The sequence below is a fragment of the Bradyrhizobium sp. SRL28 genome (genome assembly GCF_018596315.1).
In the GTDB taxonomy this organism is placed as follows: domain Bacteria; phylum Pseudomonadota; class Alphaproteobacteria; order Rhizobiales; family Xanthobacteraceae; genus Bradyrhizobium.
The window spans coordinates 667,677-693,536 of the sequence record NZ_JAHEAG010000002.1 but is presented as its reverse complement, the minus strand read 5'-3'; the positions used below and the strand labels follow the sequence as shown (position 1 = coordinate 693,536).

Sequence of the window (25,860 nt, the reverse complement as noted above, 5' to 3'; positions counted from 1 at the left end):
TTGTCGTCATTGCGAGGAGCGAAGCGACGAAGCAATCCATTCTTCCTTTTCGCGGCAATATGGATTGCTTCGCTGCGCTCGCAATGACGGGCTGGGCTACACCGTCAGTTCATCGTCGGGATCGAGAACTCCGCGCCCTCCTTGACGCCGGACGGCCAGCGCGAGGTGATCGTCTTGGTCTTGGTGTAGAAGCGGATCGAATCGGGGCCATGCTGGTTGAGATCGCCGAAGCCGGACTTCTTCCAGCCGCCGAAGGTGTAGTACGCAATCGGCACCGGGATCGGCACGTTGATGCCGACCATGCCGACATTCACCTTGGCGGCAAAGTCGCGGGCGGCGTCGCCGTCGCGGGTGAAGATCGCAACGCCGTTGCCGTAGTCATGGTCCGACGGCAGCGCGAGCGCTTCCTTGTAGTCGTGGGCGCGCACCACCGACAGCACCGGGCCAAAGATCTCTTCCTTGTAGATCCGCATGTCCTTGGTGACGTTGTCGAACAGCGAACCGCCGAGATAGAAACCCTTCTCGTAACCCTGCATCTTGAAGCCACGGCCGTCGACGGCGAGCGTCGCGCCTTCCTTGACGCCGATATCGATGTAGCTCTTCACCTTCTCGACCGCTTCGCGCGTCACCAGCGGGCCGTAATCGGCTGATGGATCGACCGAGGTGCCGATCTTGAGCGACTCCACGCGCGGGATCAGCTTTTCCATCAGGCGGTCGGCGGCGGTCTTGCCGACGGGCACTGCGACCGAAATCGCCATGCAGCGTTCGCCCGCCGAGCCGTAGCCGGCGCCGATCAGCGCATCGACGGTCTGGTCCATGTCGGCATCGGGCATCACGATGGCGTGGTTCTTGGCGCCGCCAAAACACTGGCAGCGCTTGCCCGTCTGCGCGGCGCGCTCATAGATGTACTGCGCAATCGGCGTCGAGCCGACAAAGCCGATCGCCTTGATATCGGGATCGTCGAGGATGGCGTCGACCGCTTCCTTGTCGCCGTTGACGACGTTGAGCACACCGGGCGGCAGGCCCGCCTCGATCATCAATGCGGCCAGCATCATCGGCACGCCGGGATCGCGCTCCGACGGCTTCAGGATAAACGCGTTGCCGCAGGCGATGGCGGGCGCGAATTTCCACATCGGGATCATCGCCGGGAAGTTGAACGGCGTGATGCCGGCGACGACGCCGAGCGGCTGGCGCATCGAATAGATGTCGATGCCGGGGCCCGCGCCTTCGGTGTATTCGCCCTTCATCAGATGCGGAACGCCGCAGGCGAATTCGACAACCTCGAGGCCGCGCTGGATGTCGCCCTTGGCGTCGGGGACGGTCTTGCCGTGTTCGCGCGCCAGCATGTCGGCGAGCTTGTCGTAATCGCGCTGGGCAAGTTCGAGGAACTTCATCATCACGCGCGCGCGGCGCTGCGGATTGGTGTTGGCCCATTCGACCTGGGCGTCCCTGGCGTTCTCGACGGCGGCGCGCACCTCGGCCTTGGAGGCCAGCGCCACCTTGGCCTGGACGTCGCCGGTCATCGGCTCGAAAACGTCAGCCGTCCTCCCGGACGTGCCCTTGACCTCTTTACCGCCGATGAAATGTCCGATTGAGCGCATGAATTTTCTCCCTGAAGGGCTGGATCAGCTTTGGAGCCCTTTTTGACCTGCATTTCTTAGGATACAAGTCCGATATATTGCACCTTAGATGTGCGGAAATGCTGGATCAAGGCACCAAGACGATCGATTGGGATGACTTCCGTTTCGTGCTGGCGATCGTCCGCGGCGGGTCGGTTTCCGCTGCCGCCAAGCAGCTTGCCGTCGATCATGCCACAGTGATCCGGCGTGTCGACCGCCTGGAACGGCATCTCTCGGCAAAACTGTTCGATCGCCGCAAGACCGGCTACCTCCTGACCGAAGCCGGCCAGCGCGTCGCCGACAGCGCGGAGGCGATGGAATCGACCATCGTCGCCAACCAGGAGGCGGTCGGCGGCTCGCGCGCCCGGCTCACCGGCACGGTGCGGATCGGGGCGCCCGACGGTTTCGGCAGCCACTTCCTGGCCTCGCGGCTGGTGAAATTCACCGAGCGGTATCCCGATCTCGATCTGCAGCTCGTCGCCACCGCTCGGCTGTTCAGCCTGTCGAAACGGGAGGCGGACATTGCCATCAGCCTGACGATGCCGAAGGAAGGCCGGATCGTCGGGCGCAAGCTGCTCGACTACAGCCTCGGGCTCTATGCCGCACCGGCCTATCTCGACCGCATGCCTGATATCACAAGCCGTGGCGACCTGCCCGCGCATCGCTTCGTCGGCTATATCGAGGAACTGCTGTTCACGCCGGAACTGGATTACCTGCCGCAGGTTTCGCCAAAGATCTCCGCCAAATTCCGCAGCGCCAATCTGATCGCGCAGCTCAACGCCACCATCGCCGGCTTCGGCATCGCCGTGCTGCCGCACTTCATGGCGACGGCGCATCCGGAATTGCGCCCGGTATTGCCGGACGAGATCAGGATTTCGCGCAGCTTCTGGATGCTGATGCACGCCGACAGCAAGGATCTGGCGCGGATCAGGGCGGTCGCCGATTACATCCACGAGACGGTGGAAAGTGAGCGAGCGCTGTTCAGGTGAATGTAGGGTGGCAAAGCGAAGCGCGCCCACCATTCCACGCGACGATCTCGGAAAGATGGTGGGCACGCTTCGCTTTGCCCACCCTACAATTTCCGCGCGTCAATTCACTTTCGCCCGCGCCTTCTTCGCAGACGGCTTCGCCTCGGCACGGGCCAGCGCCGCCTCGCGGCCGGCGACGAGAATTTCGTCCGACAGTTCACCGCTGCCCGCGACGCGGGACATCACCAGGGTGCCCATCATGGTCGCCAGCGTGCCCATGGCCTGCCTGCGCGCCGTCTTTCGCGGCACATCCGGAATCTGATCGGCCATCACATCGATCAGCTGTTCGAGCTTGGCGCTAAAGGCCCTGCGGGTCTTTGCGCTTTCGCGGGCAATCTCGGCGCCGAGCGTGGGGACTGCGCAGCCGCGGCCGGGATCGTCGCGATGCACCGCCGAGACGTAGGAATCGACGATCGTCGACAGCCGCTTCTCCGGCGGCGTTTCAGCGGCGATCTCGCGCCAGTGCTCGACCGAGCGGTCCATCGCATAGGCAAAGGCCTCGATCACCAGCGCCTCGCGGGAATCGAAATGCGCGTAGAAGCCGCCATGGGTCAGGCCCGCCTCCTTCATCAGGTCGGCGACGCCGATGCCATGTGCGCCCTTTTCGCGAAGCCGCACCGACGCCTTCTTCACGATCCGCGCGTGGGTCTCCTGCTTGTGCTCTTTCGAATAGCGCATCAACGATCCCATGAAATGTCTGCAGTCATATAATAGCAGTTGCGCAGGCGAAAAGCTGTATCTATTTCGCTTTTTCAACGCCGATCATCGTGAATGTGGCGGTCGCGTGCACTGCAAGATTGCCCGCGCCGTCACGGACGAAGCCTTCGGCATAGCTGTTCTGGCGGCCGAGTTTTACCACCTTGCCTTCCGCCGAGATCGTGCCTGATCGCACCGACAACGGCCGCAGATAGGTCAGCTTGAGATCCAGCGTGACCGAGGTCTGCCCCGCCGGCTGCATGGTGGCAATGGCGCAACCCATGGCGGTATCCAGCAGTGCCGCGGCGGTCGCGCCATGGAGCAGTCCGATGGTATTTTCCAGGCTCTCGTCAGGATCAAGTTCCATCACGATCCGGCCAGGCTCGGCGATGCGCATCTCGAATCCGATCAGCCGCGCCATCGGCGGCGGTGGCAGGATGCCGTCGCGGATCGCACACATGGTCTCCAGCCCGGACATGCCGGAGGCCGCCCTCGCCACCGGTCCCGGCGCCTGCCACTCCACCACCCGGTGCCGCCGGGTATCGAACGAAAACAGATCGACGGTCTCGGTCGCGGTCATGGCGGCTCCTTTTGAATTATGAACGTCATTCTATACCGGCGTGTGCCGCCGCGCAACGCCCGCCCCGCCTCCCCTTGACAAGCCGGCGCAATGTCCTTGGAAGTGGCGCCAACCGCCAGAACAAGTCCGGGAAAACAAATGGAAATGATCAATCCCCATTGCGGGGTCGACCGCGACAGCCGAGGTGTCGTCCGCCTCTCGATCTGCAATGCAGGCTCCCTCAACATCCTCTCCTCCGCCGTCACTGACGGCGTCCGCGAAGGGTTCGAGAAACTCACCGGCGACAAGGATATCCGCGCGTTGATCCTGGCCGGCCAGAGCGAGAAGAGCATGATCGGCGGCGCCGACATCAAGGAGATGGCGCGCCTCGACCAGAAATCCGCCGAAGCCTTCATCACGCGCTTGCGCAACCTCTGCGAAGCCGTGCGCAATTTCCCGGCTCCCGTCATCGCGCGGCTGCCCGGCTGGTGCCTCGGCGGTGGCCTCGAAGTCGCCGCCGCCTGCGATTTCCGGATTGCGGCTCATGATGCCAGGTTCGGCATGCCGGAGGTGCGTGTCGGCATCCCCTCGGTGATCCACGCCGCCCTGTTGCCGCGACTGATCGGCTGGGGCCGCGCCCGCTGGCTTGTCATGACAGCGGAGAACATCGACGCGCCCACCGCGCTCGCCTGGGGTCTGGTCGACGTGGTCGCGAAGGAAGGCGGCCTCGATGACGCGATCGAGCATACAGTGAAGGCGCTGCTCGAATGCGGTCCTGAAGCGCTGCGCTCACAGAAGGCATTGATGCGGCAATGGGAAGAATTGCCGCTGACGGAGTCGGTCAACTTAAGCGTCGGCGTATTCGGAAAGTCCTTCCTGACCGGTGAGCCGCAGCGGCTGATGCAGGGATTTCTCGACCGCAAGAAATAGACGGAGAGAGGCATGAGACCTGCCGGCAAGGGAGCGCTGGAGTCGCTCTACTTCGACTATCCCCGCTTTGCGGCGCGACGCGTTCCCGAGCTTGACGGCGCCACGACACGACACCCGGTATTGATCGCGGGCGCCGGCCCGATCGGCATGACCGCGGCGCTGGTGCTGGCGCGCCACGGCATCCGCAGCGTCCTGATCGATCGCAAGGACACCTTTAATGACGGCAGCCGCGCGATCTGCATCGCGCGGCCCAGCATGCACATCCTGGAGCGGATCGGCGCGGTCGCGCCATTTGTCGAAAAGGCGCTCGGCTGGCGGTTCGGCCGCAGCTATTACCGCGGGGAACAAATCTTCCAGCTCGAGATGCCGCAACCCTCGGGGGAAAAATATCTACCGATGTACAATCTGCAGCAGCAGTACATCGAGAAATTCCTGCACGATGCGGTCGCAGCAAATGACCTCATCGACATGCGTTGGCAGAGCGAACTAGCCGGCATCGAGCGCCACGAGGACGGCGTATCCGCGCGCATTACTTCCCCGGAGGGTGGCTATTGGCTCGACGCCTTCTATGTGCTGGCCGCCGACGGCGCACGCTCGCCGATCCGGTCGATGCTCGGACTCCGCCTCAAGGGCGACAATTACGAAGGCCGGTATGTGATCGCGGATATCCGCATGGATCATGATTTCCCGACCGAGCGGCGGGCATTCTTTGAACCGAGCGGCAACCCCGGCGGCACGGTGCTGATCCACAAGCAACCGGACGATATCTGGCGTGTGGACTACCAGCTCCGTGAAGGCGAAAGCGAGGAAGAGGCCTTGAAGGAGGAAAACCTCCGCGCGCGCGTCGGTGCCATCCTTGCCGATATCGGCCACACGAAACCGTGGGAGCTGGAATGGTGGAGCGTCTATTCCGCCAACACCTTGTGCCTTGAGGACTACCGGCACGGCCGCGTCTTCTTCATCGGCGATGCCGCCCATATCGTGCCGATCTTCGGCGTGCGCGGACTGAACAACGGCCTGGCGGATGCCGAAAACCTCGGCTGGAAGCTCGCGCTCGTCCTCCACGGCGAGGCGGACGACCGGCTGCTCGACAGCTATTCGCCGGAGCGGCGCGGCGCCACGCTCGATGTCTTCGCCAACGCCACCAAGAGCACGCGCTTCATGACACCGCCGACGCGCGGCTGGCGGCTGGCGCGCGAAGCGGCGCTGTCGCTCAGCTTGAAGCACGAGTTTCCGCGAGGGCTCGCCAACCCGCGACAGATGCAGCCCTACACCTACTCGGAAAGCCTGCTGACGCCCTATGCCGGACGCGACGCCGAATTTGCCGGCGGGCCGGTGTGCGGCAGCGTCGCGCCGAACGCCAGACTCGCTGACGGAAGCTATCTGCTGGATCGCGCCGGCAACGGCATGACGGCGATCCTGTTCTGCGAGGAGCAGCCCACGGCCGAACAGGCGGCATTGCTTGGGCGCCTCGGCCGGGTCGACAAGCGTTTCGTTCCGATGCTGGTCACGTCAAGCGGCTCGGCCTCCGTAGCGAATGCCATTGTGGACGGTGACGGCGAAATCGCCCGCCTGTTCGCCGCCGTGCCCGGCACGCTCTATCTGCTGCGGCCCGACCTGCACATTGCCGGGCGATGGAAGGCCGTCGTTCTCGGAGAGATACTGAAAACCGCAGGCCTTTGCCTGGGAAGCGAGACGCCATGAGCGCCATGCCGTTCGAAGACTTCGAGACCGCCTACGAGACGCTGGCAACCGCGATCGATCAGGCCGGGCCCGCGCGCGAAGCGCTGTTCCTGACCCGGCTTGCGCTCGTGCTCAGCCATCAACTCGGCGACGTCGCGGCCTTCAGGAAGGCCGTCGAGACCGCGCTCGACGGGCTGGAATAGCGAGCCTTTGCGACAATCTCGGCCTCAGAGCGCCGACCGATCAATTTCTCTCATGCGAGCGGCGAGATTTTTCATGGGATGATCCGTTGCGATTCTCCACCGCGCATAATATTATTGGTATAATTCAATTCCGCAGCTGGTCCGCGCGCGGATCAATGCTGAAGCGGGCGCTTTCTTTCATGTCCTGAAATGAGGGAAGTATGACATTTATGTCAGACTGCCGTCACGTCACAATGCACACAGCCGACCTTAAGCAAATCTTCCCTCTGAAATCCTCTGAGGCCCAATGATCTCGAACTGGCTGTCAGCCGCCCTCGCCCGCCGCAACATCCATTACGGCTGGGCGATGGTCGCCGTGACCTTTCTCACCGCCCTGATCTCGGCCGGCACGGTCGGCGCTCCCGGCGTTTTCATCGTGCCCCTGCAGAGGGAGTTCGGCTGGACCACGGCGGAGATTTCCTCGGCGCTGTCGATCCGCTTCGTCCTGTTCGGGCTGATGGCCCCCTTCGCCGCCGCGCTGATGAACCGCTACGGCCTGCGCAATGTGACGCTGTCGGGGCTGCTCATCGTCGTATCCGGCCTCGTCGCGTCGCTGGCGATGACGCAGGTCTGGCAGCTGATGCTGCTGTGGGGGGTGGTGATCGGGCTCGGCACCGGCATGACCGCGCTGGTGCTGGGCGCGACGATTGCCGCGCGCTGGTTCGCGGCGCGGCGCGGGCTTGTGGTCGGCATCCTGACCGCAAGCGTCGCCACCGGACAGCTCGTGTTCCTGCCGCTCTTAGCAAGCCTGACCGATGCCTATGGCTGGCGGATCGCGCTGGCGCTGATCTGCGTGATGCTGGGCGTGGCCGCCTTCGCCGTGCTGATGGTCATGCGCGACCGGCCGAGCGATGTGGGCTTGCGGCCATTCGGCGACGAAGGCACGGAGCCGCTGCCGGCGCCACCGCCGAGCACCACACCGATCATGGCGGCAGCGCTCGGCACGCTCCGCGATGCCTCGAAGTCGAGCGTGTTCTGGATCCTGTTCGCCACCTTCTTCATCTGCGGGGCCAGCACCAACGGCCTGGTCCAGGTGCATTTGATTCCGATGTGCCTCGATTTCGGCATTCCGCAGGTGCAGGCGGCAAGCTTGCTCGCGGTGATGGGCATTTTCGATTTCGTCGGCACCATCGCCTCCGGCTGGCTCTCGGACCGTTACGACAATCGCAAGCTGCTGTTCTGGTACTACGGGCTGCGTGGCCTGTCGCTCTTGTTCCTGCCGTTCTCCGATTTCACGCTCTACGGCCTGTCGCTGTTTGCGATGTTCTATGGCCTCGACTGGATCGCGACCGTGCCGCCGACGGTGCGGCTGACCGCACAACGATTCGGCCCCGAGCGCGCCAACCTCGTGTTCGGCTGGATTTTTGCGGGTCATCAGTTGGGTGCGGGCGTCGCGGCCTTCGGCGCCGGCCTGTCGCGGACGATGCTCCAGTCCTACCTGCCGGCCTTCTTTGTGGCCGGCGCACTCTGCATCGTCGCCGCGCTGATCGTGCTGGCGATCTCGCGGCCGAAGCCGGTGGCGGCGTGACGCGATTGTAGGGTGGGCAAAGGCGCGCTTGCGCCGTGCCCACCATCTTTTCTCATCGGCAAAGAATGGTGGGCACGCTTCGCTTTGCCCACCCTACAATTCTCGCGTCCAGCTACGGCCGCGTCGACATGCCGGTTGGCGGGCCCACATTGCGGATCGGCTCCGCCAATCGCGCGAATTCGCACAACAGCGAACGCGTCTTGCGGGGATCGATGACCTCCTCGACCCAGAACTTCTCGGCGGAGCGGAACGGCGAGCGGAGCTTGTTGAGGCGCTCCTCAATCTCTTTCAGCTTCAAGGCCGGATCATCCGCGGCGTCGATGTCGGCGCGGTAGGCAGCCTCAATGCCGCCCTCCAGCGGCAGCGAACCCCAATAGGCCGACGGCCAGGCGTAGCGCATCGAATAGCGGTTGGCTGGTTGATGCACGACGCCAGCAACACCAAAGGCGTTGCGCACGATGATGGTGCACCAGGGCACCGTGCTCTGATTGACCGCGGCCATTGCGCGCACGCCGTGACGGATGGTCGCCGATTTTTCGGCCTCGAGCCCAATCATGAAGCCCGGGCAGTCCATCAGATAGACCACGGGCAGATGGAAGGTTTCGGCAAAGTCGACCCAGCGCACCACCTTCTGGCACGCCTCCGCCGTCCACGACCCACCATAGTGGAAGGGATCGCTGGCCAGCAGCAGCACCGCGCGGCCTTCGAGCCGGGCAAGCCCGGTGATGATCGGGCGGCCGAAATTGGCGTTGACCTCGAAGAACGAGCCCTTGTCGACGACGGCGTCGATGATCGGACGCATCTTGTAGACCTGGCGGCGATTGCGCGGCACCGCTTTCAACAGCGCTTCTTCCGCGCGCTCCGGATCGTCCGTGCAGGGCGTGGTCGGCGGCAGGTCGTACACCGATGACGGCAGATAGGACAGAAAACGCCTGGCGCGTTCGAACGCCTCCTCCTCGGTGTCGACCGCATCGTCGACGCCGCCGGCGCGGGTCTGGATCTCGGCGCCGCCGAGTTCCTGCTTGGTCAGATCCTGGCCGAGACGCTTCACCACCGGAGGACCTGCGACGAACATCGCGGAATTCCTGGTCATGACCGAATAATGGCTGGCGGCGAGCCGCGCCGCGCCAAGGCCCGCAACCGAACCGAGCCCGAGGGCGACCACGGGCACGCGCGCCATGTTCGCGGTCGTGAACCAGTACCAGCGCGTGCCGCCGACGCCGCCGGGCAAATTGGCAGCCCCGCGCGTTTCAATCGTCTTCACCGAGCCGCCACCGCCCGAACCTTCGATCACGCGGATGATCGGCAGGCGAAAATCGTGCGCCATCTCCTCGGCCATCAGCGGCTTGGCCGAAATCGAGGCGTCGGCTGATCCACCGCGCACGGTAAAGTCGTCGCCGACCACGACCACGGTACGGCCGTCGATCTTGCCGCGGCCAAACACGCAGTTGGCCGGCGTCAGGTGCTTGAGTTCGCTGTTTTCGTCGTATTCGGCGATGCCGGAAATCGCGCCGATCTCGTGGAAGGAATTCTTGTCGATCAGTCTGTCGATGCGCTCACGAACCGTGAGCCGGCCCTGGTCATGCTGGCGCTTGACCTTGTCAACGCCTCCCATCTCGCGCGCGAACGCTTCGCGCCGAGCGAGGTCGTCGAGCTCCGGCTTCCAGTTCATTCGTATCCTCCGTCTTGATGATCTTGTTGTTATTATGGGTCGATACCGGAAGCGGCTTTCTCTCGATACGGTTGGTGAAGATGTCACCCTCGGCCCCTTCGAGCAGGCTGCCGAGCGCAGCACCGAGCTGGAGCATCTGCGGCGCCACTTCCTTGTGCAACCGCTTCTCATCAAACATCGCGGAGAGAAGACCGATCGTCGCGACAACGAAGGTTTGATATTGCGGCGACCAGATCGGCACCGCGCAACCGTTGATATGCGGGCTCCAGGTGCCCAAGCCCACGACATAGCCGTGCTCGCGCAAATGACGGCGGTTGTCTTCAATGCGCGACTTCAACAATCCCGCGTTTCCCGGGATCTCACGCTCCATTTCGGCGATCAAGGCGTCGCCGACGTCGGCATCGAGCGCGGCGGTGTAGGCAAAGCCGGCCGCAGTGCTCGTCATCGAGATGCGGCTGCCGGTGCCTTCGTGCAGGCCGAGCGCGTTCGCGGCCCGCGCAAATTCGAGATAGACCAGATGGAAGCGATCGGGAATCACGAAGCCGACGGTGCCCGGCAATTGATCGGCTACGTCCTGCAGCCGCAGCCGGATCAGGTTGCGAAGCTGCAACCCCTTCATCATCGAGGTGCTCATCGCCACCGCGCTTGGACCGATACGGTATTTCTGGTCGCGCGGCAGATAAACGAGCTGGCCCATCCGCGTCAGCGTGTGGGTGAGCCGCGATACCGTTGAGCGCGGCAGACCACAGCGACTGGAAATTTCCAGATTTCCCAATCTGGCTTCATGACCCTCGAAGCATCGCAGGACGTCGAACGCCCGCGACACCACCTGGATCACATCGCCCTCGCCTGCCAGATCGCTGGCGAGCATTCCCTGTTTGCTAAGCCGTTCCGAGCGTCGTCCCATTTTTTTGGCTCCATTCCGCCCTGCGGAATAAAATTCCACTTGCAGAACAAACTACCTCAGGCAATCTGCGGCCACAACAAAAAGCCGTTCACGAGGACCACCAGTCCGTCAGACGGTCCCCGGAGAACGGAAATGCCAGACATCAAGATCGTCACTGAAGTCGCCGGCCGCGTGTGCGCGCTTCCCGTCACAACCGGCGGCAATGTCGGCGACGGCGACGAGATTGCTTTCGTCGAAGCAATGAAGATGGAAATTCCGGTCACGTCGACGACGGCAGGAAGAATCAAGGCTATCCTGGTCAAACTCGACGACGTCATCGCTGAAGGACAGGTCGTCGCAATCATCGAAGCTTAACAAGATCACGGCATAGACGTGCTTGCGACGTGCTTGCGATGATTCCGCGACAATCTGTCCAGCTCGGCTGTTGAAGTCTGCGCACCTAACGTTGCCATCGCCAGCAGCCGATGACATGATCAACGCTAACGAGTGACTTTCGCAAAGCGAAAACCATCTGAGGGGAAAAATTATGATTCATCGGTTGACGGCGCTCGCGCCAATTGCCCTTGCAGGCATCTCGCTGCTGGCCTCGCCGGCCTATTCCCAAGACGTCAAGCTGCCGCCGACCATGGTCGTCACTGCCTATGACACCGGAACGGCGGGCTTCAACATCTCTGTCGGCATCGGCAAGATGATGAAAGACAAATACGGTACCGATGTCCGCGTGCTGCCCGCCGGCAACGACGTGGCGCGACTGGCGCCATTGCGCGCCAAGCGCGCGGCCATGTCGGGGATGGGCTCCGGCAGCTATTTTGCTCAGGAAGGCGTGTTCGAATTCGGCACCAAGGAATGGGGTCCGCAAGCCCTGCAATTGGTGCTGTCTACCGTCGATTGCAACGCCGCTTCGCTCGGCGTCGCCAAGGATACCGGCGTGACCGAAATCAAGCAGCTCAAGGGCAAGCGCGTTGGCTTCGTGGTCGGTTCGCCGGCGCTGAACCAGAACGCGCTCGCGGTCCTGGCGTTCGGCGACCTCAAGCAAAGCGACGTCAAGGTCGTCGAGTTCTCGAGCTATGGCGCGATGTGGAAGGGCATGGTCAACAACGACGTCGATGCCGCCTTCGCCACCACCATCACTGGTCCGGCGAAGGAACTCGAGACATCGCCGCGCGGCATCGTCTGGCCGCCGCTGCCCCCCGGCGACAAGGCCGGCTGGGAGCGCGTGAAAAAGGTTGGCTCGTTCTTCTTCCCGCACGTCGCGACCTGCGGTGCCGGCATCACCAAGGACAAGCCGGTCGAGCTCGGCAACTACCCCTACCCGATCTTCGTGTCCTACGGATCGCTGGCCGCCGACGAGGTCTATGCCATCACCAAGGCGATGATCACGGGCTACGACGCTTACAAGGATTCCGCGCCGGGCGCTGGCGGCCTTGCGGCCGACCGCCAGACCAAGAACTGGGTGATCCCGGTGCATCCGGGCGCCGTGAAGGCGCTCAAGGAAGCCGGGCATTGGTCCGCCGAGCAGGAGACCCATAATAATGCCCTGTTCAAGCGCCAGCAGGTATTGGCGACGGCATGGGCGGACTACGGCAAGTCCAGTCCGCCATCGGACGACAAGGCGTTTCTCGACGGCTGGATGAAGGCGCGCGCGGCGGCGCTGACCAAAGCCAGCATGCCGAACGGCTTTGAATAGACCGTTTTTGGAATCGCCAGGTTTCGGAATCGTCCAGGCTCAATTACTGCAGCTATTGGAATAGATGAATGTCGCGTACGCCGTCCGATAGCTCGCAGCCGTCAGATGCACCGCCGTTGCTCGGCGGTGATCCGAGAGAGCCCGTCAAGATCGAGATCGCCGATCCGCATCTCGCAGCCGCCGCCGACATGCAGGAAGCGGAGGTGTCGCGCGTCCGCACCCTGCAAGGCGGCTGGCGCTGGACGTTGATCGTCGCGGCCGCGGCGACGATCCTGTTGTGCGTCAACCAGCAGTTCTCGCTGCAGTTCTTTCTCGGCTTTACCCAGCTCAATACCGAATATTTCTATCTGCTGATCGCATTGATGCTGCCGTTCACCTTCCTGATCTTTCCCGGATCCGGCAGGGCGAGCATCGATCGCATTCCCTGGTACGACATTGCCTTGTTCCTGCTGACGCTCGGCTCGGCGATCTGGCTGATGATGAACGTCCGCAAAGCGGCGCAGTTGGGTTGGGAATTCGAGGGTGCCCCGAAGAACGTGATCGCGGCCGGCCTCGTCATGTGGGCCGTACTGATGGAAGCGCTGCGGCGCACCGGCGGCTGGAGCCTGTTGCTGAGCGTGCTCCCGTTCACGCTCTATCCGATGTTCGCCGACTCCAAATGGCTCGGGCCGTTCCGCGGCACGCAATCGACCCTCGAGCAGACCACCGCCTATCACATGCTGTCGGGCGAGAGCCTGCTCGGCATTCCGGTTCAGGCCTTCGCCGACACTGTGATCGGCTTTCTGGTGTTCGGCACCGCGCTGATGATGACGGGCGCCGGAAAATTCTTCATCAACATTGCTTTCGCGATGTGCGGGACATTCCGCGGCGGCGCCGCGAAGGTTTGCGTCTTCGCCAGCGGATTGCTCGGCACCGTCGGCGGCAGCATCGTCTCCAACGTGCTGACCGCGGGCACCATGACCATCCCCGCGATGAAGAAGACCGGCTTCACGCCGTCCTATTCCGCCGCGATCGAAGCCTGCGCATCCACCGGCGCCGTGTTGGCACCGCCGGTGCTGGGCGCCACCGCCTTCGTGATGGCGCAGTTCATGAACACCGGCTACGCCGATGTCGCGCTGGCCGCGACCATCCCGTCGATTCTGTATTATGTCGGTCTGTTCGCCCAGGTCGACAGCTACGCCGCCCGCCACAAGCTGCAGGGGCTGCCGCGCGAGGAGCTTCCGCGCTTCATGGATGCCTTCAAGGAGGGCTGGTACTACCTGTTCGTGATCGTGGTCCTCGTGGTCATGCTGCTCTACTTCAAGCGCGAGAGCCACGCGCCGTTTTATGCCTCGGCGCTGCTGGTAATCCTGCACCAATGGTCTGGACCGGCGCCGTGGAAACGCGGCAACACCGCGGTTCTGGTGCTTTCGATCGTCGCCACCGGCCTGATGCTCTGGTTCGGCGTGCTCAACGCGTTTCTGTGGGGCATGTGCCTGCTTGCTGCGCTCAACGAATTCTTTCCGGGCAAGAACTGGGGCGGCGCGCGCTGGCTGCAGTTCCTCGAACTGAACGGCAAGACCTTCGTCGAACTGATCGCCATTCTCGCCGGCTGCGGCCTCCTGATCGGCGCGTTCTCGCTGACCGGCGTGATTTCCAGCCTCGCCAACGATCTTCTCAGCATCGCCGGCGGCAACGCCTTCCTGCTGCTCATCATGTGCGCCATCACCAGCATGGTCCTGGGATTGGGGCTGACCACCACGTCCTGCTACATCTTCCTCGCCATCCTGGTCGCACCGGCGCTGGAAAAACTCGGCCTCAACAAGATGGCCGTGCACATGTTCATCTTCTATTGGGGAATGCTGTCGGCGATCACACCGCCGGTCGCCATCGCCTCCTTCGCGGCAGCAGGCATCGCAGGCGCGCCCGCCATGAAGACCGGATGGGAGAGCATGTGGGTCGGCAGCATCATCTATTTCATCCCATTCTTCTTCGTATTGAATCCCGCCCTGCTGCTGCAGGGGGATAATCCGTATCTCGAAGCGCTCGGGCTTACCGGGCTGGCCTGTTTCGGCATCATATTCATCTGCGGCGGCGTCCAGGGCTATCAGGCCTATGTCGGCGACCTCAGAGGCGCCGGCTTCATGGAATGGCCGCTAAGGGTGCTGCTGGTGATCGGCGGCTTCGTGATCGCCACGCCCGGCGGCGGCATCATGCCGCTCTCGCAATGGCAGATCACCTCGCTCGGATTGGCGATCCTGATCCCGACCGTCCTTATCGCGCTTGTGCTGATACGCCGCCAGACCCTGGTGCCGAACCAGTTGCGCGCACCCTGATTGCGTTGCACAAGAGGAGGCGATGAAACAATCGCCTCCTCCGCTTAACGCCGGCCCCGCTGCCTGGACCAGCTCGAAACCGCCCTTGCTGCGGTTCCTGAACGCGTGCCACGCCGAGTTCGCTGGCGAGACCAGCGGCGCGGTCGCCGATTACATCCCCGAACTCGGCAAGGCCGATCCTGCCCATTTCGGCATCAGCCTCGCCACCCTCGACGGCCACGTCTACGAGGTCGGCGACACGCAGATTCCCTTCACCATCCAGTCGATGTCGAAGCCGTTCGTGTTCGCGCTGGCGCTGGATACGCTGGGTGCGGCGCGGGTCGAAAGCGTCATCGGCGTCGAGCCGTCAGGCGATCCCTTCAACTCGATACGCCTCAACGCCGAAAACCATCCCTTCAACCCGATGGTCAATGCCGGCGCGATCGCCTGCTCCGGCCTGATCTATGAGGCCCAGGGCGACGCCGCGTTCGACTATATCCGTCAGGCGCTCGGGCGGTTTGCCGGGCGCGATCTCGACGTCGACGACGCCGTCTATGCCTCCGAAAGCACCACCGGAGACCGCAACCGCGCGATCGGCTATTTGCTGCGCACCAATGCCGTAATCCGCGACAACGTGGCTGCCGTGCTGGAGGTGTATTTCCGGCAATGCGCCATCCTGGTGACGGCGCGCGATATCGCTGTGATGGCGGCCACCCTCGCCAATCGCGGCATCAATCCGGTGACCGGCGAGCAGGTGCTGAGCGCTTACGCCATCTCGCGGACGCTCTCCGTCATGACGAGCTCCGGCATGTACGATTATGCCGGGGAATGGATCTACCGGATCGGCATCCCCGCCAAGAGCGGCGTCGGCGGCGGCATCCTTGCGGCGCTACCGGCTCGGCTCGGGCTCGGCAGCTATTCGCCGAAACTCGACAAGCACGGTAACAGCGTGCGCGGCATCAAGGTCTGCGAGGCGCTGTCATCGCATTACGATCTGCATATGCTCAACCGCAGCGACGATGCGCGCAACAGCATCATCGCCGACTACGACATCGGCAACAGCCCGTCGCGGCGCGTGCGGCGCGCGCAGGAGCAGAACATCCTGGCCGCGCACCACCAGGATGTCCGCGTCATCGAGCTGGTCGGGACGCTGTCGTTCTCCAATGTCGACTACGTCTCGCGCCAGCTTGCGGCGAGGCCGCGGCCGCAGCTCGTCATCTTCGATCTGCGCCGCGTCACGGCCATGACCCGCGCCGGTACCCGCCTGCTCGCCGAGGAGTTCCGCGAACTCGCAGGCTATAACGTCACCGTGGTCCTGTCCGGCATCAGGCGGTCGTCTCCGGAATGGAAGATGATCGGGGAATGGACGGAAGGCCTCACCAACATCCGCAACTACTATTTGCTCGACGCCGCCATCGAATGGGCGGAAGATCAGGTGGTCTATCGTTACGGCGGTGAGATCGACTTCTTCGAGGCGACGGAAATTTCCGAACAGTCGCTTCTGGCGGGGCTGACGGACGAGGAACTGACCGATCTCGCCTCGCTCGCGTCGATCCGGACCTATCAGGCGAGCGAAAAGATCATCGCCGCCGGCGATCCCGCGACCTCGGTGTTCTTTCTCAGGAGCGGCGTGGTGCATGTCACCCTGCCCGACGGCATCCGCCTGGCGACGCTGACGGCGGGAATGCCGTTCGGCGAGATGGCGCTATTGGAGCCGCGCCGCTCGGCAGACGTGTTCGCCGATATGGCCGCGACGGCTTACGAAATCCCGCTGCGCGATTTCGAACGTTTCCGAAAGCAGCATCCGCGCGCCGGCGAGCGGATCATGCGCAACCTCGCGCAATTGCTGGCCGATCGCCTGATCCTCGCCAACGCCAAGCTGAACGTGTTGACGTCGGGTTAGTCTCTCGTGTCCCGGACGCGGTGCAGTTCGATTCGTAGGGTGGGCAGAGCGCAGCGTGCCCACCATTTCACACCGCGCTCGGTGAGGGATGGTGGGCACGTCGCGTTGCTCCTTTGCCCACCCTACGAAAAGCCGCGCAGCGGCGTCTCGAAGGATGAGGTCCAGCGGCAAGGCGCTCTCCTATCCCGCCTTGCCCCGCCCGTTCTTCTCAGCGGCACGCCGCAGGGCATCGGCCAGTGCGCCGCCCTGCTCCTGCGCCTTGCGCGGTGCGGATGACGTCATCGACGCCTTGGAATATTCGCGCATCTTGCTGTCCGACAGCTTGGGGCCTTTCTCGCCGACTTCATCGTCAAGCCGCAGCGTCAGCGCGATGCGCTTGCGGGCAACCTCGACCTCCAGCACCTTGACCTTGACGATGTCGCCCGGCTTCACCACCTCGCGCGGGTCCTTGATGAAGGTTTTCGACATCGCCGAGATGTGTACCAGACCGTCCTGGTGCACGCCGATATCGACGAAGGCGCCGAAGGCCGCGACGTTCGTCACGGTGCCTTCCAGGATCATGCCGCGCTTGAGGTCCTTGATCTCTTCGACGCCCTCCTTGAACACCGCAGCCTTGAATGCCGGACGCGGGTCGCGGCCGGGCTTTTCCAGCTCACGCAGGATGTCGGTGACCGTGGGCAGGCCAAACGTGTCGTCGACGAAGGCCTGCGGCTTCAACTGGCGCACGATCTCGGCATTGCCGATCAGCGCCTTGATGTCGCTCTTGGCTGCGGTGAGTATCCGCCGCACCACAGGATAGGCTTCCGGATGCACACCGGACGAATCGAGCGGGTCTTCACCGCCGTTGATGCGCAGGAAGCCTGCACATTGCTCGAACGCTTTCGGTCCCAGCCGCGGCACTTCCTTCAGCGCCTTGCGCGATTTGAACGGCCCGTTGGCGTCGCGATGTTGCACGATGCTTTGCGCGAGCCCTGCGCCGATGCCCGACACCCGCGCCAGCAGCGGCGCGGAAGCCGTGTTGGCATCGACGCCTACGGCGTTGACGCAGTCTTCGACGACGGCATCGAGCGAGCGCGCCAGTTTGGTTTCACCGAGGTCATGCTGATACTGCCCGACGCCGATCGCCTTCGGATCGATCTTGACGAGTTCGGCCAGCGGATCCTGCAGGCGTCGCGCGATCGACACCGCGCCGCGCAAGGTGACGTCGAGCTCCGGCAATTCCTCGGATGCAAAGGCCGAGGCGGAATAGACCGACGCGCCGGCCTCCGACACCACGATCTTCGACATATTCAGGTCCGGCAGCAGCTTGACCAGCTCGGTCGCGAGCTTATCGGTCTCGCGCGAGGCGGTGCCGTTGCCGATCGCAATCAGATCGACGCGGTGCGCGACCGCGAGCTTGCCCAGCGTCGCCAGCGCCGCATCCCATTGCCGTTGCGGTTCGTGCGGATAGACCGCGGTGGTCGCCACTACCTTCCCCGTCGCATCGACGATTGCGACCTTGACGCCGGAGCGATAGCCGGGGTCGAGCCCCATGGTCACGCGCGCGCCGGCCGGCGCCGCCAGCAGCAGGTCGCGCAAATTCGAGGCGAACACCCGCACGCCCTCGGTCTCTGCCGCCGTCCACAGCCGCATCCGCAGGTCGATATTGAGGTGCACCTGGATCTTGGTGCGCCACGCCCAGCGCGCGGTCTCGATCAGCCAGCGGTCGCCCGGGCGGCCCTGATCGGTAATCGCAAAGCGCTGCATGATTTTCAGTTCATAGGTGCTGGGGACGCCGGCCACCGGAACATTCGCCTCGGGCATCATCTGCAGCTCGAGGATTTCTTCCTTCTCGCCTCGAAACAGCGCGAGAATGCGGTGCGACGGTAGCTTGTGGAGGGCTCCGTTGTAGTCGAAATAGTCCTTGAACTTCTCGCCTTCGGTCTTCTTGCCCTTGCGGACGGTGGATGTCATCACCCCGTTCGACCACATTTCTTCGCGCAAGCGCCCGATCAGATCGGCATCCTCGGCAAAGCGCTCCACCAGGATTGCACGCGCGCCTTCAAGCGCCGCGGCGACGTCCGCCACCTGCTTCTCGGCGTCGACGAAGGTCGCGGCCACGGCCTGCGGATCGTTCTGCGGCTGCGTCAGCAACAGTTCCGACAATGGTTCGAGCCCGGCCTCCTTGGCGATCTCGGCCTTGGTGCGGCGCTTCGGCTTGAACGGCAGATAGATGTCTTCCAGACGCCCCTTGCTGTCGGCCGCCATAATGGCGGCTTCCAGCGTGGCGTCGAGCTTGCCCTGCTCGCGGACCGAGTTGAGGATAGCGACCCGGCGATCCTCGAGTTCGCGCAAGTAAGTCAGCCGCTCTTCCAGCGTGCGCAATTGCGCGTCATCAAGCCCACCGGTGATTTCCTTGCGATAGCGCGCCACGAACGGCACGGTGGCGCCGCCATCGAGCAATTCGACTGTCGCCGAGATCTGCTGTTCGCGAACGCCGAGTTCTTCCGCGATCTGTCGATTGATATTTGCCACGCGACCTCTTTCCAAAGCCGATTGCGGCGGGAGGACCGGCCGCGAGGACGGAGCTTATGGACCATCTCGGATTGATTTGCCAACCCGCCGCACGAAACAAATTGATCTGTGGATGGCCCTATCCGGCAACATAATTCGTACCACAGACCGGCCCGATCAGACGACGAGATAAGGGTGGATCGATGGCCTCGCAGTGTGTAAACGGACGCTCCCTCCAGGAGCATCCATGTCCATCTGTGGCCTTGATTTCGGAACGTCGAACACGACGCTTGGCACCATCGAAGGCCGGGCGCCGGTTCTGGTGGCGCTGGAGGCGGCCCAGACCACTATACCCAGCGCGATGTTCTATGAGGTGGACGGGGGCGTTTTGATCGGCCGCAGGGCCGTGGAAGCCTATATTGAGGGCGCGCCCGGCCGGCTGATGCGCAGTCTCAAGTCGGTGCTCGGAACCTCGCTGATCGACGAAACCACCCGGCTCGGACGCGCACGGGTCAGCTTTCGCGACGTGATCGCCTATTACCTCGGTGCGGTCAAACGCCGCGCGGAACAGGCCACCGGCCATGAACTGCGTAATGTTGTCCACGGCCGGCCGGTTCACTTCGTCGACAATGCGCCGGATGCCGATCGCAAGGCGGAGGAAACGCTGCGGATAATTGCGCAGGGAATCGGTTTCGACGAGGTCACGTTTCAGTTCGAACCGATCGCCGCGGCTCTGGACTATGAGCGACAGATCACATCCGAGGAAGTCGCATTGATCGCCGATATCGGCGGCGGCACGTCCGACTTTTCGATCGTGCGTCTGGGGCCCGAGCGCCACGGCAAGGCCGATCGCGCGGCCGATATTCTCGCCAATGACGGCGTGCGCATCGGAGGCACCGATTTCGACCGCCAGCTCAGCCTCGGCGTGGTCATGCCGCTGTTCGGCTTCCGCAGCGCCATGAAGCGTCCCGGGCTTGACGTGCCGTCGAGCTACTTCCACGACCTCGCGACCTGGTCGAGCATCAACCGCATGTATGAGCCGCGCGTGATGGCCGATATCCGCCAGGTGCGGCAGGAGGCCAGCGAGCCGGAACTCCTCGACCGGCTGATCCGCGTGGTGCACGAACAGCGCGGCCATACGCTGGCGATGGAAGTCGAAGACGCCAAGATCGCCCTGTCCGAGAAGCGCCAGGCTGGCATCCCGCTGGAGTGGGTTACCCCCGGTCTTGGCGCTGATATCAGCCGCCCCGATCTTGTCAGCCATACAAAGCAGCTCGCCGATCGCATCGCGGCGCGAATCAACAACTGCCTTATTCAGGCGGGATTAGCTGCCGGTGATATCGACGCCGTGTTCCTGACCGGCGGCTCGGTGAAACTCGCTCACGTCCACAAGGCGATCACCAAGGCCCTGCCCTCGGCCCGGGTCGTCGAAGGCGACATCTTCGGCGCGGTCGGCAAGGGATTGACGCTGGAGGCGCTGCGACGATACGGGCCTTCGAGCTGAGAACGGCCGCAGATCAGCCCACGGCTTCTCAGCCCACGACTTCCGTTACCGGCTGCAGGTCGATGGCAAACGTCTCCAGGAACTTGGACGTCATGATGTAGAAGCCGACCGAAAGCTGCAGTTCGACCAATGCGGCCGGGGTCAATTTGGCGGCGATGGCGTTGAAGGTCGAGTCAGTCGGCTTGTGGAGCTTGACGATTTCGTCGGTGAAGGCGAGCGCGGCGCGCTGCACTTCGTTGAAGCATGTCGCCACCTGCCAGTGCTCCAATGCCTCGTTCTGCTCGTCGGTGACGCCAACGTTCTTGCCGATCCGCTTGTGGGCGACGATTTCGTAGGGCGCCTCGCACAGAATGCCGGTGCGGGTGATGGCGAGCTCGCGCACGATCGGGTCGAGCTCGCCCTTGTGCCTGATGGCACCGCCGAGTCGGCAGTATTGTTCGAGATAGCTCGGCGAATGCGCCATCATCCGGAAGATGTTCGCATTGCGGTTTTTGCCCAGCAATTCGCGGGTACGATCGTTGTGTTTGGCGGGATCGCTGTATTCGACGCGGGCCATGCATCACCTTGGGGTTTGGGGATTTTCTGATTTGTTGACAGCGAGATCATGCACCGCAGCAGAAAGCTGATCAACTGTCGAAACGTCGCTACCTCAGGTTCGGGCCTGCACCCAAGTCGTTAGACTCGCGCCAAAAAACGTCCTCTCTCGTGCACAAACCGGCTGCGAGCGAGCCAAATTGCCGCCTCAATGCTGGTCGATTCTCAGGACTGTCGATATTCGCTGAGTGGGGACTCAAAAGAGCGAATACTCGTCGCGGGGTGTTCCGAGTAAAACCAAACTGAGCTCATCAGGCCTTCACGGGCAAGGATGACTCATGCCCAAGTCTAGGGAGTTAGGCATGAAGGAAGCCACCAGGAAGGCGGCCTCGGAAGCACTTGCGCAGATGCTGGCGGTAACAGCGATGCTCGTCATCGCCAGCGTTGTGTTCTACTGGCACTGAATGTTGACGCGTCGAAGCACTCAGATTTTTCACCGTTCCGCGTAATCTGGGTTGCTTCGCTGCGTGAGCATTTGATGCCAAAGCTCACTTTATCCTCTCAAAATATGGGACCAGTCTTCCCGCAAACGGCCGAGAGCTTGCGGTGACCTTGTCACCGATCGCAAGATCGTTGTCGCCATGGGCCATCATGCGAAAGCCCTCCGCTGCATCGACCAGCACGATATTGTAGGGAACGTGCGCACGCGTCTCCGGCGTCGCGGCGCGGCACACCAGCGACGTCGCGTAGACCGTCGCGGTTCCACTGGCCCGCTTCTGTGCCGGATCAGGCGCACCACAGGCGGCGCAGAAGCTGCGGTGGAAATACTGCACAGCTCCACATGCATCGCAGAACTGATAGACGATGGCCTCGGCGCCCTTGGTCCAGTCGGCGAGTTTGTCGGTCATCGCACCCGCTCCAGAAACATGCTGACATGCGACGACAGCACGCCACCGTCGCCGTGCAGCAGCGCGACCGAGGCGTCGCGAACCTGGCGGGGTCCGGCGCGCTCCGTCATCTGCAAATGCGTCTCCACCAGATGCGCCATCGCGCCGCCGACGCCGCAATGGCCGTAGCTCAGGAGGCCGCCATGGGTGTTGAGCGGCATGGCGCCCTCGCGGCCGAAATGCCCTGCCCGCACCCGCGCCGCCGCCTCGCCGCGCCCGGCAAGGCCGAGGTCTTCCAGCAGCATCGCGAGCGTAATGGTGAAGCTGTCGTAGACAGCGGCGTAACGCACATCCGATATCGCGACACCCGATGCAGCCTTTGCCTTGGCGATCGCGATCTCGGCGCCGAGTTCGCTCAAAGCCGGCGCGGCCGTGACGTGCTGATGGGTATGCGCCTGCGCAGCGCCGCGCACGCGAATGCCGGTCGCGGAAGTCGGCTCGCGGCTGACCACGAACGCCGCGCCACCGTCGGACACCGGGCAGCAATCCAGCAGCTTGAGCGGCATCGCCACCGGTTTTGAGGCCATCACGTCGGCGACGGTGATCGGTTCGTGAAACTGCGCGCCAGGATGGGTCAAGGCGTGGGCGCGCATCAGCACCGCGAATTCGGCGAGGTCTTCCTGAGTGACGCCATATTCATGCATGTAGCGCGACGCGACAAGGCCGTAATAGGCGGGGATCGTCGGTCCCAGCGTCACCTCGTAATCGGGGTGACCGACCTGCGCGAGCGCCTGGATCGAGGCGTCGCGGCTCTGCCCGGTGAGACGGTTTTCGCCGCCGACCACCAGCACGTGCTTCGCTACACCGGCATCGACCAGATGATGCGCCAGCATGGCCATCGCAAGCCCGGTGGCGCCGCCAACCTGGACGGCGTGCGCGTAGGATGGCTGAATGCCAAAATGTTCAGCGAACACGGTCGCCAGCATGATGTGTGGCGAGACCGTACTGTAGCCGCAGAGAATGCCGTCGATTTCGGATCGCTTCAGCCCGGCATCCGCAATGGCAAGCTCGGCCGCCTTGCTCATGAGATCGAGCGAGGAAGATCCTTCGTGCTTGCCATAGGACGTCAGCCCGACGCCGGTGATGAAACTCATAGTCGTCTCTCCCCGGAATGACGGCGCAAATTACCGAGACGCCTTCTCATCCTCAATACGACTTCGGCAGACCGAGCACCTTCTCGGCGATAAAGCTGAGAATAAGCTGCGGGCTGATCGGCGCGATACGCGGGATCAGGGATTCCCGCAAATAGCGCTCGACGTGATATTCCTTGGCGTAACCGAAGCCGCCATGAGTCATTACCGCCTGCTCGCAGGCGTGGAAGCCGGCTTCGGCCGCAAGATATTTCGCGGCATTGGCGGCCGGGCCGCATTGCATGCCCTGATCGTATTGCCAGCCGGCCGAGAGCACCATCAGCCACGCGGCTTCCAGCTCCATCCAGTTCTTCGCCAGCGGATGCTGGATGCCTTGATTCATGCCGATCGGGCGGTTGAAGACGATGCGGTTCTTGGCGTAGGCCGAGGCGCGCGACAGTGCGATCTGGCCGAGACCCACTGCTTCGGCCGCGATCAGGATGCGCTCGGGATTCATGCCGTGCAGGATGTATTCGAAGCCGCGGCCTTCCTCGCCTAAGCGATCCTCGACCGGGATCTCAAAATTCTCGAAGAACAATTCGTTGGAATCGACGGGCTTGCGCCCCATCTTCTCGATCTCGTGCACGGTGACGCGCTGCTTGTCGAAATCCGTGTAGAACAGGCTCAGACCGTGGGTCGGGTTCTTCACTTCCTCCAGCGGCGTGGTGCGTGCCAGTAGCAGAATCTTGTTGGCGACCTGGGCGGTGGAAATCCAGACCTTCTGGCCGTTGACGACATATTTGTCGCCCTTACGCACCGCGCGGGTTTTCAACTGGGTGGTGTTAAGGCCGGTATTGGGTTCGGTGACCGCGAAACATGACTTGTCGCGACCGTCGATGATCGGCGGCAACATGCGCGTGCATTGCTCCTTGGTGCCGAACACGACCACGGGATTGAGCCCGAACACGTTCATGTGCACGGCGGAGGCACCGGACATGCCGGCGCCCGATTCCGAAATCGTCCGCATCATGATCGCGGCGTCGGTGATGCCGAGCCCCGACCCGCCATATTCCTCGGGAATGCAGATGCCGAGCCAACCGGCATCCGCCAGCGCGCGGTGGAAGTCGGCGGGGTAGCCACCCTCCTTGTCCTTCTTCAGCCAATAGGCATCGTCGAAACGCGAACAGATTTTTCCGACCGCGTCACGGATCGATTCCTGGTTGGCTGAGAGTGCGAAATCCATCTATCCCGTCCTTACGTGTTTGACGCGGCCTTGGTGACGCCATCGCGCACCAGCGCTGCAATCTCATCCGGCGAAAAACCGGCTTCCTTCAGGATCTCCTCGCCGTGCTCGCTCAGGCGCGGCGCCAGCCGCTTGGTCTCAACCGGCGTTTCCGAAAATCGCGCCGATGGCCTCATGTTGCGGATGCGGCCCTCGGTCGGATGCTCGACTACGGGGAAGAAATCGGTGGCGACGATGTGGGGATCGCCGAGCAGGCTTTCGAGGTCGTGCATCGGCATGACCGGCACGTCCGCCTTCTCCAGGATAGCGGTCCACTCGGCGGTGGTCTTGGTTTCGAGGATGCGCGCCAGTTCGGCATAAACCACGTCGATATTGACGGCGCGGCCGGCGAAGGTCGCAAATTTCGAGTGGACGCGAAGGTCGTCGCGCCCGGTTGCATCGAAGAAATTCTGCCACTGCTTGTCGTTATAAACGATCACGCAGATATAGCCGTCCGAGGTCTTGTACGGCCGGCGGTCCGGCGACAGATGACGGGCATAGCCGCCTTTGTCGAGCGGCGGCTCGTAGGTGAGACCGCCCATGTGATCGCCCATCACGAAACCGGCCATGGTTTCGAACATCGGGATATCGACGCGCTGGCCGCGGCCGGTACGGTTGCGATCGACCAGGCTGGCGCAGATGGCGCCCACCGCCGTGAGGCCGACGATGCGATCAACGAGCGCGTTGGGGACATAGCGCGGCACGCCGTCGGCGGTCTGCGCCATCAGCGCCGGCAAGGCCGTCGCGCCCTGGATCAGATCGTCATAGGCGGGCTTTGCCGCATAGGGCCCGTCCTGGCCGAAGCCGAACACGCCGGCATAGATCAAACGCGGGTTGATTTTCGACACCACGTCGTAACCGAGATTCAGCCGCGCCATCGCCTGCGGGCGCACGTTGTATACCAGCACGTCGGCGGATTTGATCAGCCGCAGCACGGCCTCACGCCCGGCCGGCTTCTTCAGATCGAGGCAGATCGAGCGCTTGCTGCGGTTGGTGTTGAGGAACACCGGCCCCATGCCGGGATGACGGGTCGGCCCGATCTGCCGCGTCACATCGCCATCGAGCGATTCCACCTTGATGACATCGGCGCCGTAATCGCCGAGCATCTGGGTGGCATAGGGCCCCATCAGCACGGTCGTCATGTCGATGACCTTGATGCCTTCCAATGGTCCCATGGATCAGCCTGCTCCCGGATTGTCGTTCCGGCCAAGTAACGGCAGCGGATTGGGAAGATCAAGCGCGCGGTGCGTATGGCCGCATGCGTTGGAGACCAATAGTCGGT

The 25,860-nt window shown here is 63.2% G+C and carries 21 protein-coding genes; 10 read left to right on the top strand and 11 right to left on the bottom strand.

All coding sequences use genetic code 11. The annotated features are described in order from the left end of the window. Window positions 1-104: 104 nt before the first annotated feature. Window positions 105-1,601, bottom strand: a complete 1,497-nt coding sequence (locus KIP88_RS07630) for a CoA-acylating methylmalonate-semialdehyde dehydrogenase (RefSeq protein WP_214487226.1) — start codon at window positions 1,599-1,601, stop codon at window positions 105-107. Window positions 1,602-1,699: 98 nt separating this feature from the next. Between KIP88_RS07630 and KIP88_RS07625 the strand changes: the two genes are divergently transcribed. Next, window positions 1,700-2,608, top strand: coding sequence for a LysR family transcriptional regulator (locus KIP88_RS07625; RefSeq protein WP_214487225.1), 909 nt, complete (start codon window positions 1,700-1,702; stop codon window positions 2,606-2,608). 99 nt (window positions 2,609-2,707) lie between these two features. Here KIP88_RS07625 and KIP88_RS07620 read toward each other — a convergent pair whose 3' ends face one another. Together KIP88_RS07620 and KIP88_RS07615 are read right to left on the bottom strand one after the other, a co-directional pair. Then, the gene (locus tag KIP88_RS07620; protein ID WP_214487321.1) at window positions 2,708-3,325 is read right to left on the bottom strand and encodes a TetR/AcrR family transcriptional regulator; all 618 of its coding nucleotides are present in this window, start codon (window positions 3,323-3,325) and stop codon (window positions 2,708-2,710) included. A gap of 61 nt (window positions 3,326-3,386) precedes the next feature. Next, window positions 3,387-3,923, bottom strand: coding sequence for a PaaI family thioesterase (locus KIP88_RS07615; protein WP_214487224.1), 537 nt, complete (start codon window positions 3,921-3,923; stop codon window positions 3,387-3,389). A gap of 138 nt (window positions 3,924-4,061) precedes the next feature. Between KIP88_RS07615 and KIP88_RS07610 the strand changes: the two genes are divergently transcribed. The 4 genes from KIP88_RS07610 (at window position 4,062) to KIP88_RS07595 (ending at window position 8,285) form a co-directional block, all read left to right on the top strand. Beyond that, a complete protein-coding gene (locus KIP88_RS07610; RefSeq protein WP_214487223.1) occupies window positions 4,062-4,832 on the top strand; it encodes an enoyl-CoA hydratase in 771 nt (256 codons plus the stop codon). Between the two features lie 12 nt (window positions 4,833-4,844). Beyond that, complete coding sequence (locus tag KIP88_RS07605) at window positions 4,845-6,536, top strand: FAD-dependent monooxygenase (protein WP_214487222.1); 1,692 nt, start codon at window positions 4,845-4,847, stop codon at window positions 6,534-6,536. Beyond that, a complete protein-coding gene (locus KIP88_RS07600; RefSeq protein WP_214487221.1) occupies window positions 6,533-6,718 on the top strand; it encodes a hypothetical protein in 186 nt (61 codons plus the stop codon). Before KIP88_RS07605 ends, KIP88_RS07600 begins: the two co-directional genes overlap by 4 nt. 286 nt (window positions 6,719-7,004) lie before the next feature. Beyond that, window positions 7,005-8,285, top strand: coding sequence for an MFS transporter (locus KIP88_RS07595; protein WP_214487220.1), 1,281 nt, complete (start codon window positions 7,005-7,007; stop codon window positions 8,283-8,285). A gap of 112 nt (window positions 8,286-8,397) precedes the next feature. On the opposite strand, the gene KIP88_RS07590 is transcribed toward KIP88_RS07595, so the two are convergent. Then, window positions 8,398-9,957, bottom strand: coding sequence for an acyl-CoA carboxylase subunit beta (locus KIP88_RS07590; protein ID WP_214487219.1), 1,560 nt, complete (start codon window positions 9,955-9,957; stop codon window positions 8,398-8,400). Continuing rightward, complete coding sequence (locus KIP88_RS07585; protein WP_214487218.1) at window positions 9,887-10,864, bottom strand: IclR family transcriptional regulator; 978 nt, start codon at window positions 10,862-10,864, stop codon at window positions 9,887-9,889. The genes KIP88_RS07590 and KIP88_RS07585 overlap by 71 nt, the downstream gene beginning before the upstream one ends. Window positions 10,865-10,996: 132 nt before the next feature. On the opposite strand from KIP88_RS07585, the gene KIP88_RS07580 reads away from it, so the two are divergent. The 4 genes from KIP88_RS07580 to glsA all read left to right on the top strand — a co-directional run bounded on the left by KIP88_RS07580 (window position 10,997) and on the right by glsA (window position 16,748). Further along, window positions 10,997-11,218 (top strand): acetyl-CoA carboxylase biotin carboxyl carrier protein subunit, encoded by a 222-nt coding sequence (locus tag KIP88_RS07580; protein WP_214487217.1) that lies wholly within the window; start codon window positions 10,997-10,999, stop codon window positions 11,216-11,218. A 172-nt stretch (window positions 11,219-11,390) separates the two neighbouring features. Continuing rightward, window positions 11,391-12,551 carry a TAXI family TRAP transporter solute-binding subunit gene (locus KIP88_RS07575; RefSeq protein ID WP_214487216.1) on the top strand — a complete coding sequence of 387 codons (1,161 nt, stop codon included), beginning with the start codon at window positions 11,391-11,393 and terminating at the stop codon, window positions 12,549-12,551. A 188-nt stretch (window positions 12,552-12,739) separates the two neighbouring features. Further along, entirely contained in the window at window positions 12,740-14,866 is a 2,127-nt protein-coding gene (locus tag KIP88_RS07570; RefSeq protein ID WP_249790618.1) for a TRAP transporter permease, read from the top strand. Window positions 14,867-14,888: 22 nt separating this feature from the next. After that, entirely contained in the window at window positions 14,889-16,748 is a 1,860-nt protein-coding gene (glsA, locus tag KIP88_RS07565; protein WP_214487214.1) for a glutaminase A, read from the top strand. 180 nt (window positions 16,749-16,928) lie between these two features. Here glsA and KIP88_RS07560 read toward each other — a convergent pair whose 3' ends face one another. Beyond that, entirely contained in the window at window positions 16,929-19,262 is a 2,334-nt protein-coding gene (locus KIP88_RS07560; RefSeq protein ID WP_214487213.1) for a Tex family protein, read from the bottom strand. 226 nt (window positions 19,263-19,488) lie between these two features. On the opposite strand from KIP88_RS07560, the gene KIP88_RS07555 reads away from it, so the two are divergent. Beyond that, complete coding sequence (locus KIP88_RS07555) at window positions 19,489-20,745, top strand: Hsp70 family protein (protein ID WP_214487212.1); 1,257 nt, start codon at window positions 19,489-19,491, stop codon at window positions 20,743-20,745. A gap of 28 nt (window positions 20,746-20,773) precedes the next feature. Here KIP88_RS07555 and KIP88_RS07550 read toward each other — a convergent pair whose 3' ends face one another. The 5 genes from KIP88_RS07550 to KIP88_RS07530 form a co-directional block, all read right to left on the bottom strand. Then, a complete protein-coding gene (locus tag KIP88_RS07550; RefSeq protein WP_214487211.1) occupies window positions 20,774-21,301 on the bottom strand; it encodes a carboxymuconolactone decarboxylase family protein in 528 nt (175 codons plus the stop codon). 526 nt (window positions 21,302-21,827) lie between these two features. Continuing rightward, window positions 21,828-22,187 (bottom strand): Zn-ribbon domain-containing OB-fold protein, encoded by a 360-nt coding sequence (locus tag KIP88_RS07545; RefSeq protein ID WP_214487210.1) that lies wholly within the window; start codon window positions 22,185-22,187, stop codon window positions 21,828-21,830. Further along, on the bottom strand, window positions 22,184-23,320 hold the full coding sequence (locus KIP88_RS07540; protein WP_214487209.1) for a thiolase family protein: 1,137 nt from the start codon (window positions 23,318-23,320) through the stop codon (window positions 22,184-22,186). The genes KIP88_RS07545 and KIP88_RS07540 overlap by 4 nt, the downstream gene beginning before the upstream one ends. A gap of 52 nt (window positions 23,321-23,372) precedes the next feature. Further along, window positions 23,373-24,539 carry an acyl-CoA dehydrogenase family protein gene (locus tag KIP88_RS07535; protein WP_214487208.1) on the bottom strand — a complete coding sequence of 389 codons (1,167 nt, stop codon included), beginning with the start codon at window positions 24,537-24,539 and terminating at the stop codon, window positions 23,373-23,375. 11 nt (window positions 24,540-24,550) lie between these two features. Then, window positions 24,551-25,753, bottom strand: coding sequence for a CaiB/BaiF CoA-transferase family protein (locus KIP88_RS07530; RefSeq protein ID WP_214487207.1), 1,203 nt, complete (start codon window positions 25,751-25,753; stop codon window positions 24,551-24,553). Window positions 25,754-25,860: the final 107 nt, after the last annotated feature.

Excerpts from the sequence above, each read along its gene's own strand:
- KIP88_RS07590 (WP_214487219.1), bottom strand. The coding sequence starts at position 9,957 with ATGAACTGGAAGCCGGAGCTCGACGACCTCGCTCGGCGCGAAGCGTTC.
- KIP88_RS07625 (WP_214487225.1), top strand. The coding sequence starts at position 1,700 with ATGCTGGATCAAGGCACCAAGACGATCGATTGGGATGACTTCCGTTTC.
- KIP88_RS07575 (WP_214487216.1), top strand. The coding sequence starts at position 11,391 with ATGATTCATCGGTTGACGGCGCTCGCGCCAATTGCCCTTGCAGGCATC.
- KIP88_RS07535 (WP_214487208.1), bottom strand. The coding sequence starts at position 24,539 with ATGGATTTCGCACTCTCAGCCAACCAGGAATCGATCCGTGACGCGGTC.
- KIP88_RS07580 (WP_214487217.1), top strand. The coding sequence starts at position 10,997 with ATGCCAGACATCAAGATCGTCACTGAAGTCGCCGGCCGCGTGTGCGCG.
- KIP88_RS07615 (WP_214487224.1), bottom strand. The coding sequence starts at position 3,923 with ATGACCGCGACCGAGACCGTCGATCTGTTTTCGTTCGATACCCGGCGG.
- glsA (WP_214487214.1), top strand. The coding sequence starts at position 14,889 with ATGAAACAATCGCCTCCTCCGCTTAACGCCGGCCCCGCTGCCTGGACC.
- KIP88_RS07600 (WP_214487221.1), top strand. The coding sequence starts at position 6,533 with ATGAGCGCCATGCCGTTCGAAGACTTCGAGACCGCCTACGAGACGCTG.
- KIP88_RS07595 (WP_214487220.1), top strand. The coding sequence starts at position 7,005 with ATGATCTCGAACTGGCTGTCAGCCGCCCTCGCCCGCCGCAACATCCAT.
- KIP88_RS07550 (WP_214487211.1), bottom strand. The coding sequence starts at position 21,301 with ATGGCCCGCGTCGAATACAGCGATCCCGCCAAACACAACGATCGTACC.
- KIP88_RS07570 (WP_249790618.1), top strand. The coding sequence starts at position 12,740 with ATGCAGGAAGCGGAGGTGTCGCGCGTCCGCACCCTGCAAGGCGGCTGG.
- KIP88_RS07585 (WP_214487218.1), bottom strand. The coding sequence starts at position 10,864 with ATGGGACGACGCTCGGAACGGCTTAGCAAACAGGGAATGCTCGCCAGC.
- KIP88_RS07630 (WP_214487226.1), bottom strand. The coding sequence starts at position 1,601 with ATGCGCTCAATCGGACATTTCATCGGCGGTAAAGAGGTCAAGGGCACG.
- KIP88_RS07605 (WP_214487222.1), top strand. The coding sequence starts at position 4,845 with ATGAGACCTGCCGGCAAGGGAGCGCTGGAGTCGCTCTACTTCGACTAT.
- KIP88_RS07610 (WP_214487223.1), top strand. The coding sequence starts at position 4,062 with ATGGAAATGATCAATCCCCATTGCGGGGTCGACCGCGACAGCCGAGGT.
- KIP88_RS07620 (WP_214487321.1), bottom strand. The coding sequence starts at position 3,325 with ATGCGCTATTCGAAAGAGCACAAGCAGGAGACCCACGCGCGGATCGTG.
- KIP88_RS07545 (WP_214487210.1), bottom strand. The coding sequence starts at position 22,187 with ATGACCGACAAACTCGCCGACTGGACCAAGGGCGCCGAGGCCATCGTC.
- KIP88_RS07540 (WP_214487209.1), bottom strand. The coding sequence starts at position 23,320 with ATGAGTTTCATCACCGGCGTCGGGCTGACGTCCTATGGCAAGCACGAA.
- KIP88_RS07555 (WP_214487212.1), top strand. The coding sequence starts at position 19,489 with ATGTCCATCTGTGGCCTTGATTTCGGAACGTCGAACACGACGCTTGGC.
- KIP88_RS07530 (WP_214487207.1), bottom strand. The coding sequence starts at position 25,753 with ATGGGACCATTGGAAGGCATCAAGGTCATCGACATGACGACCGTGCTG.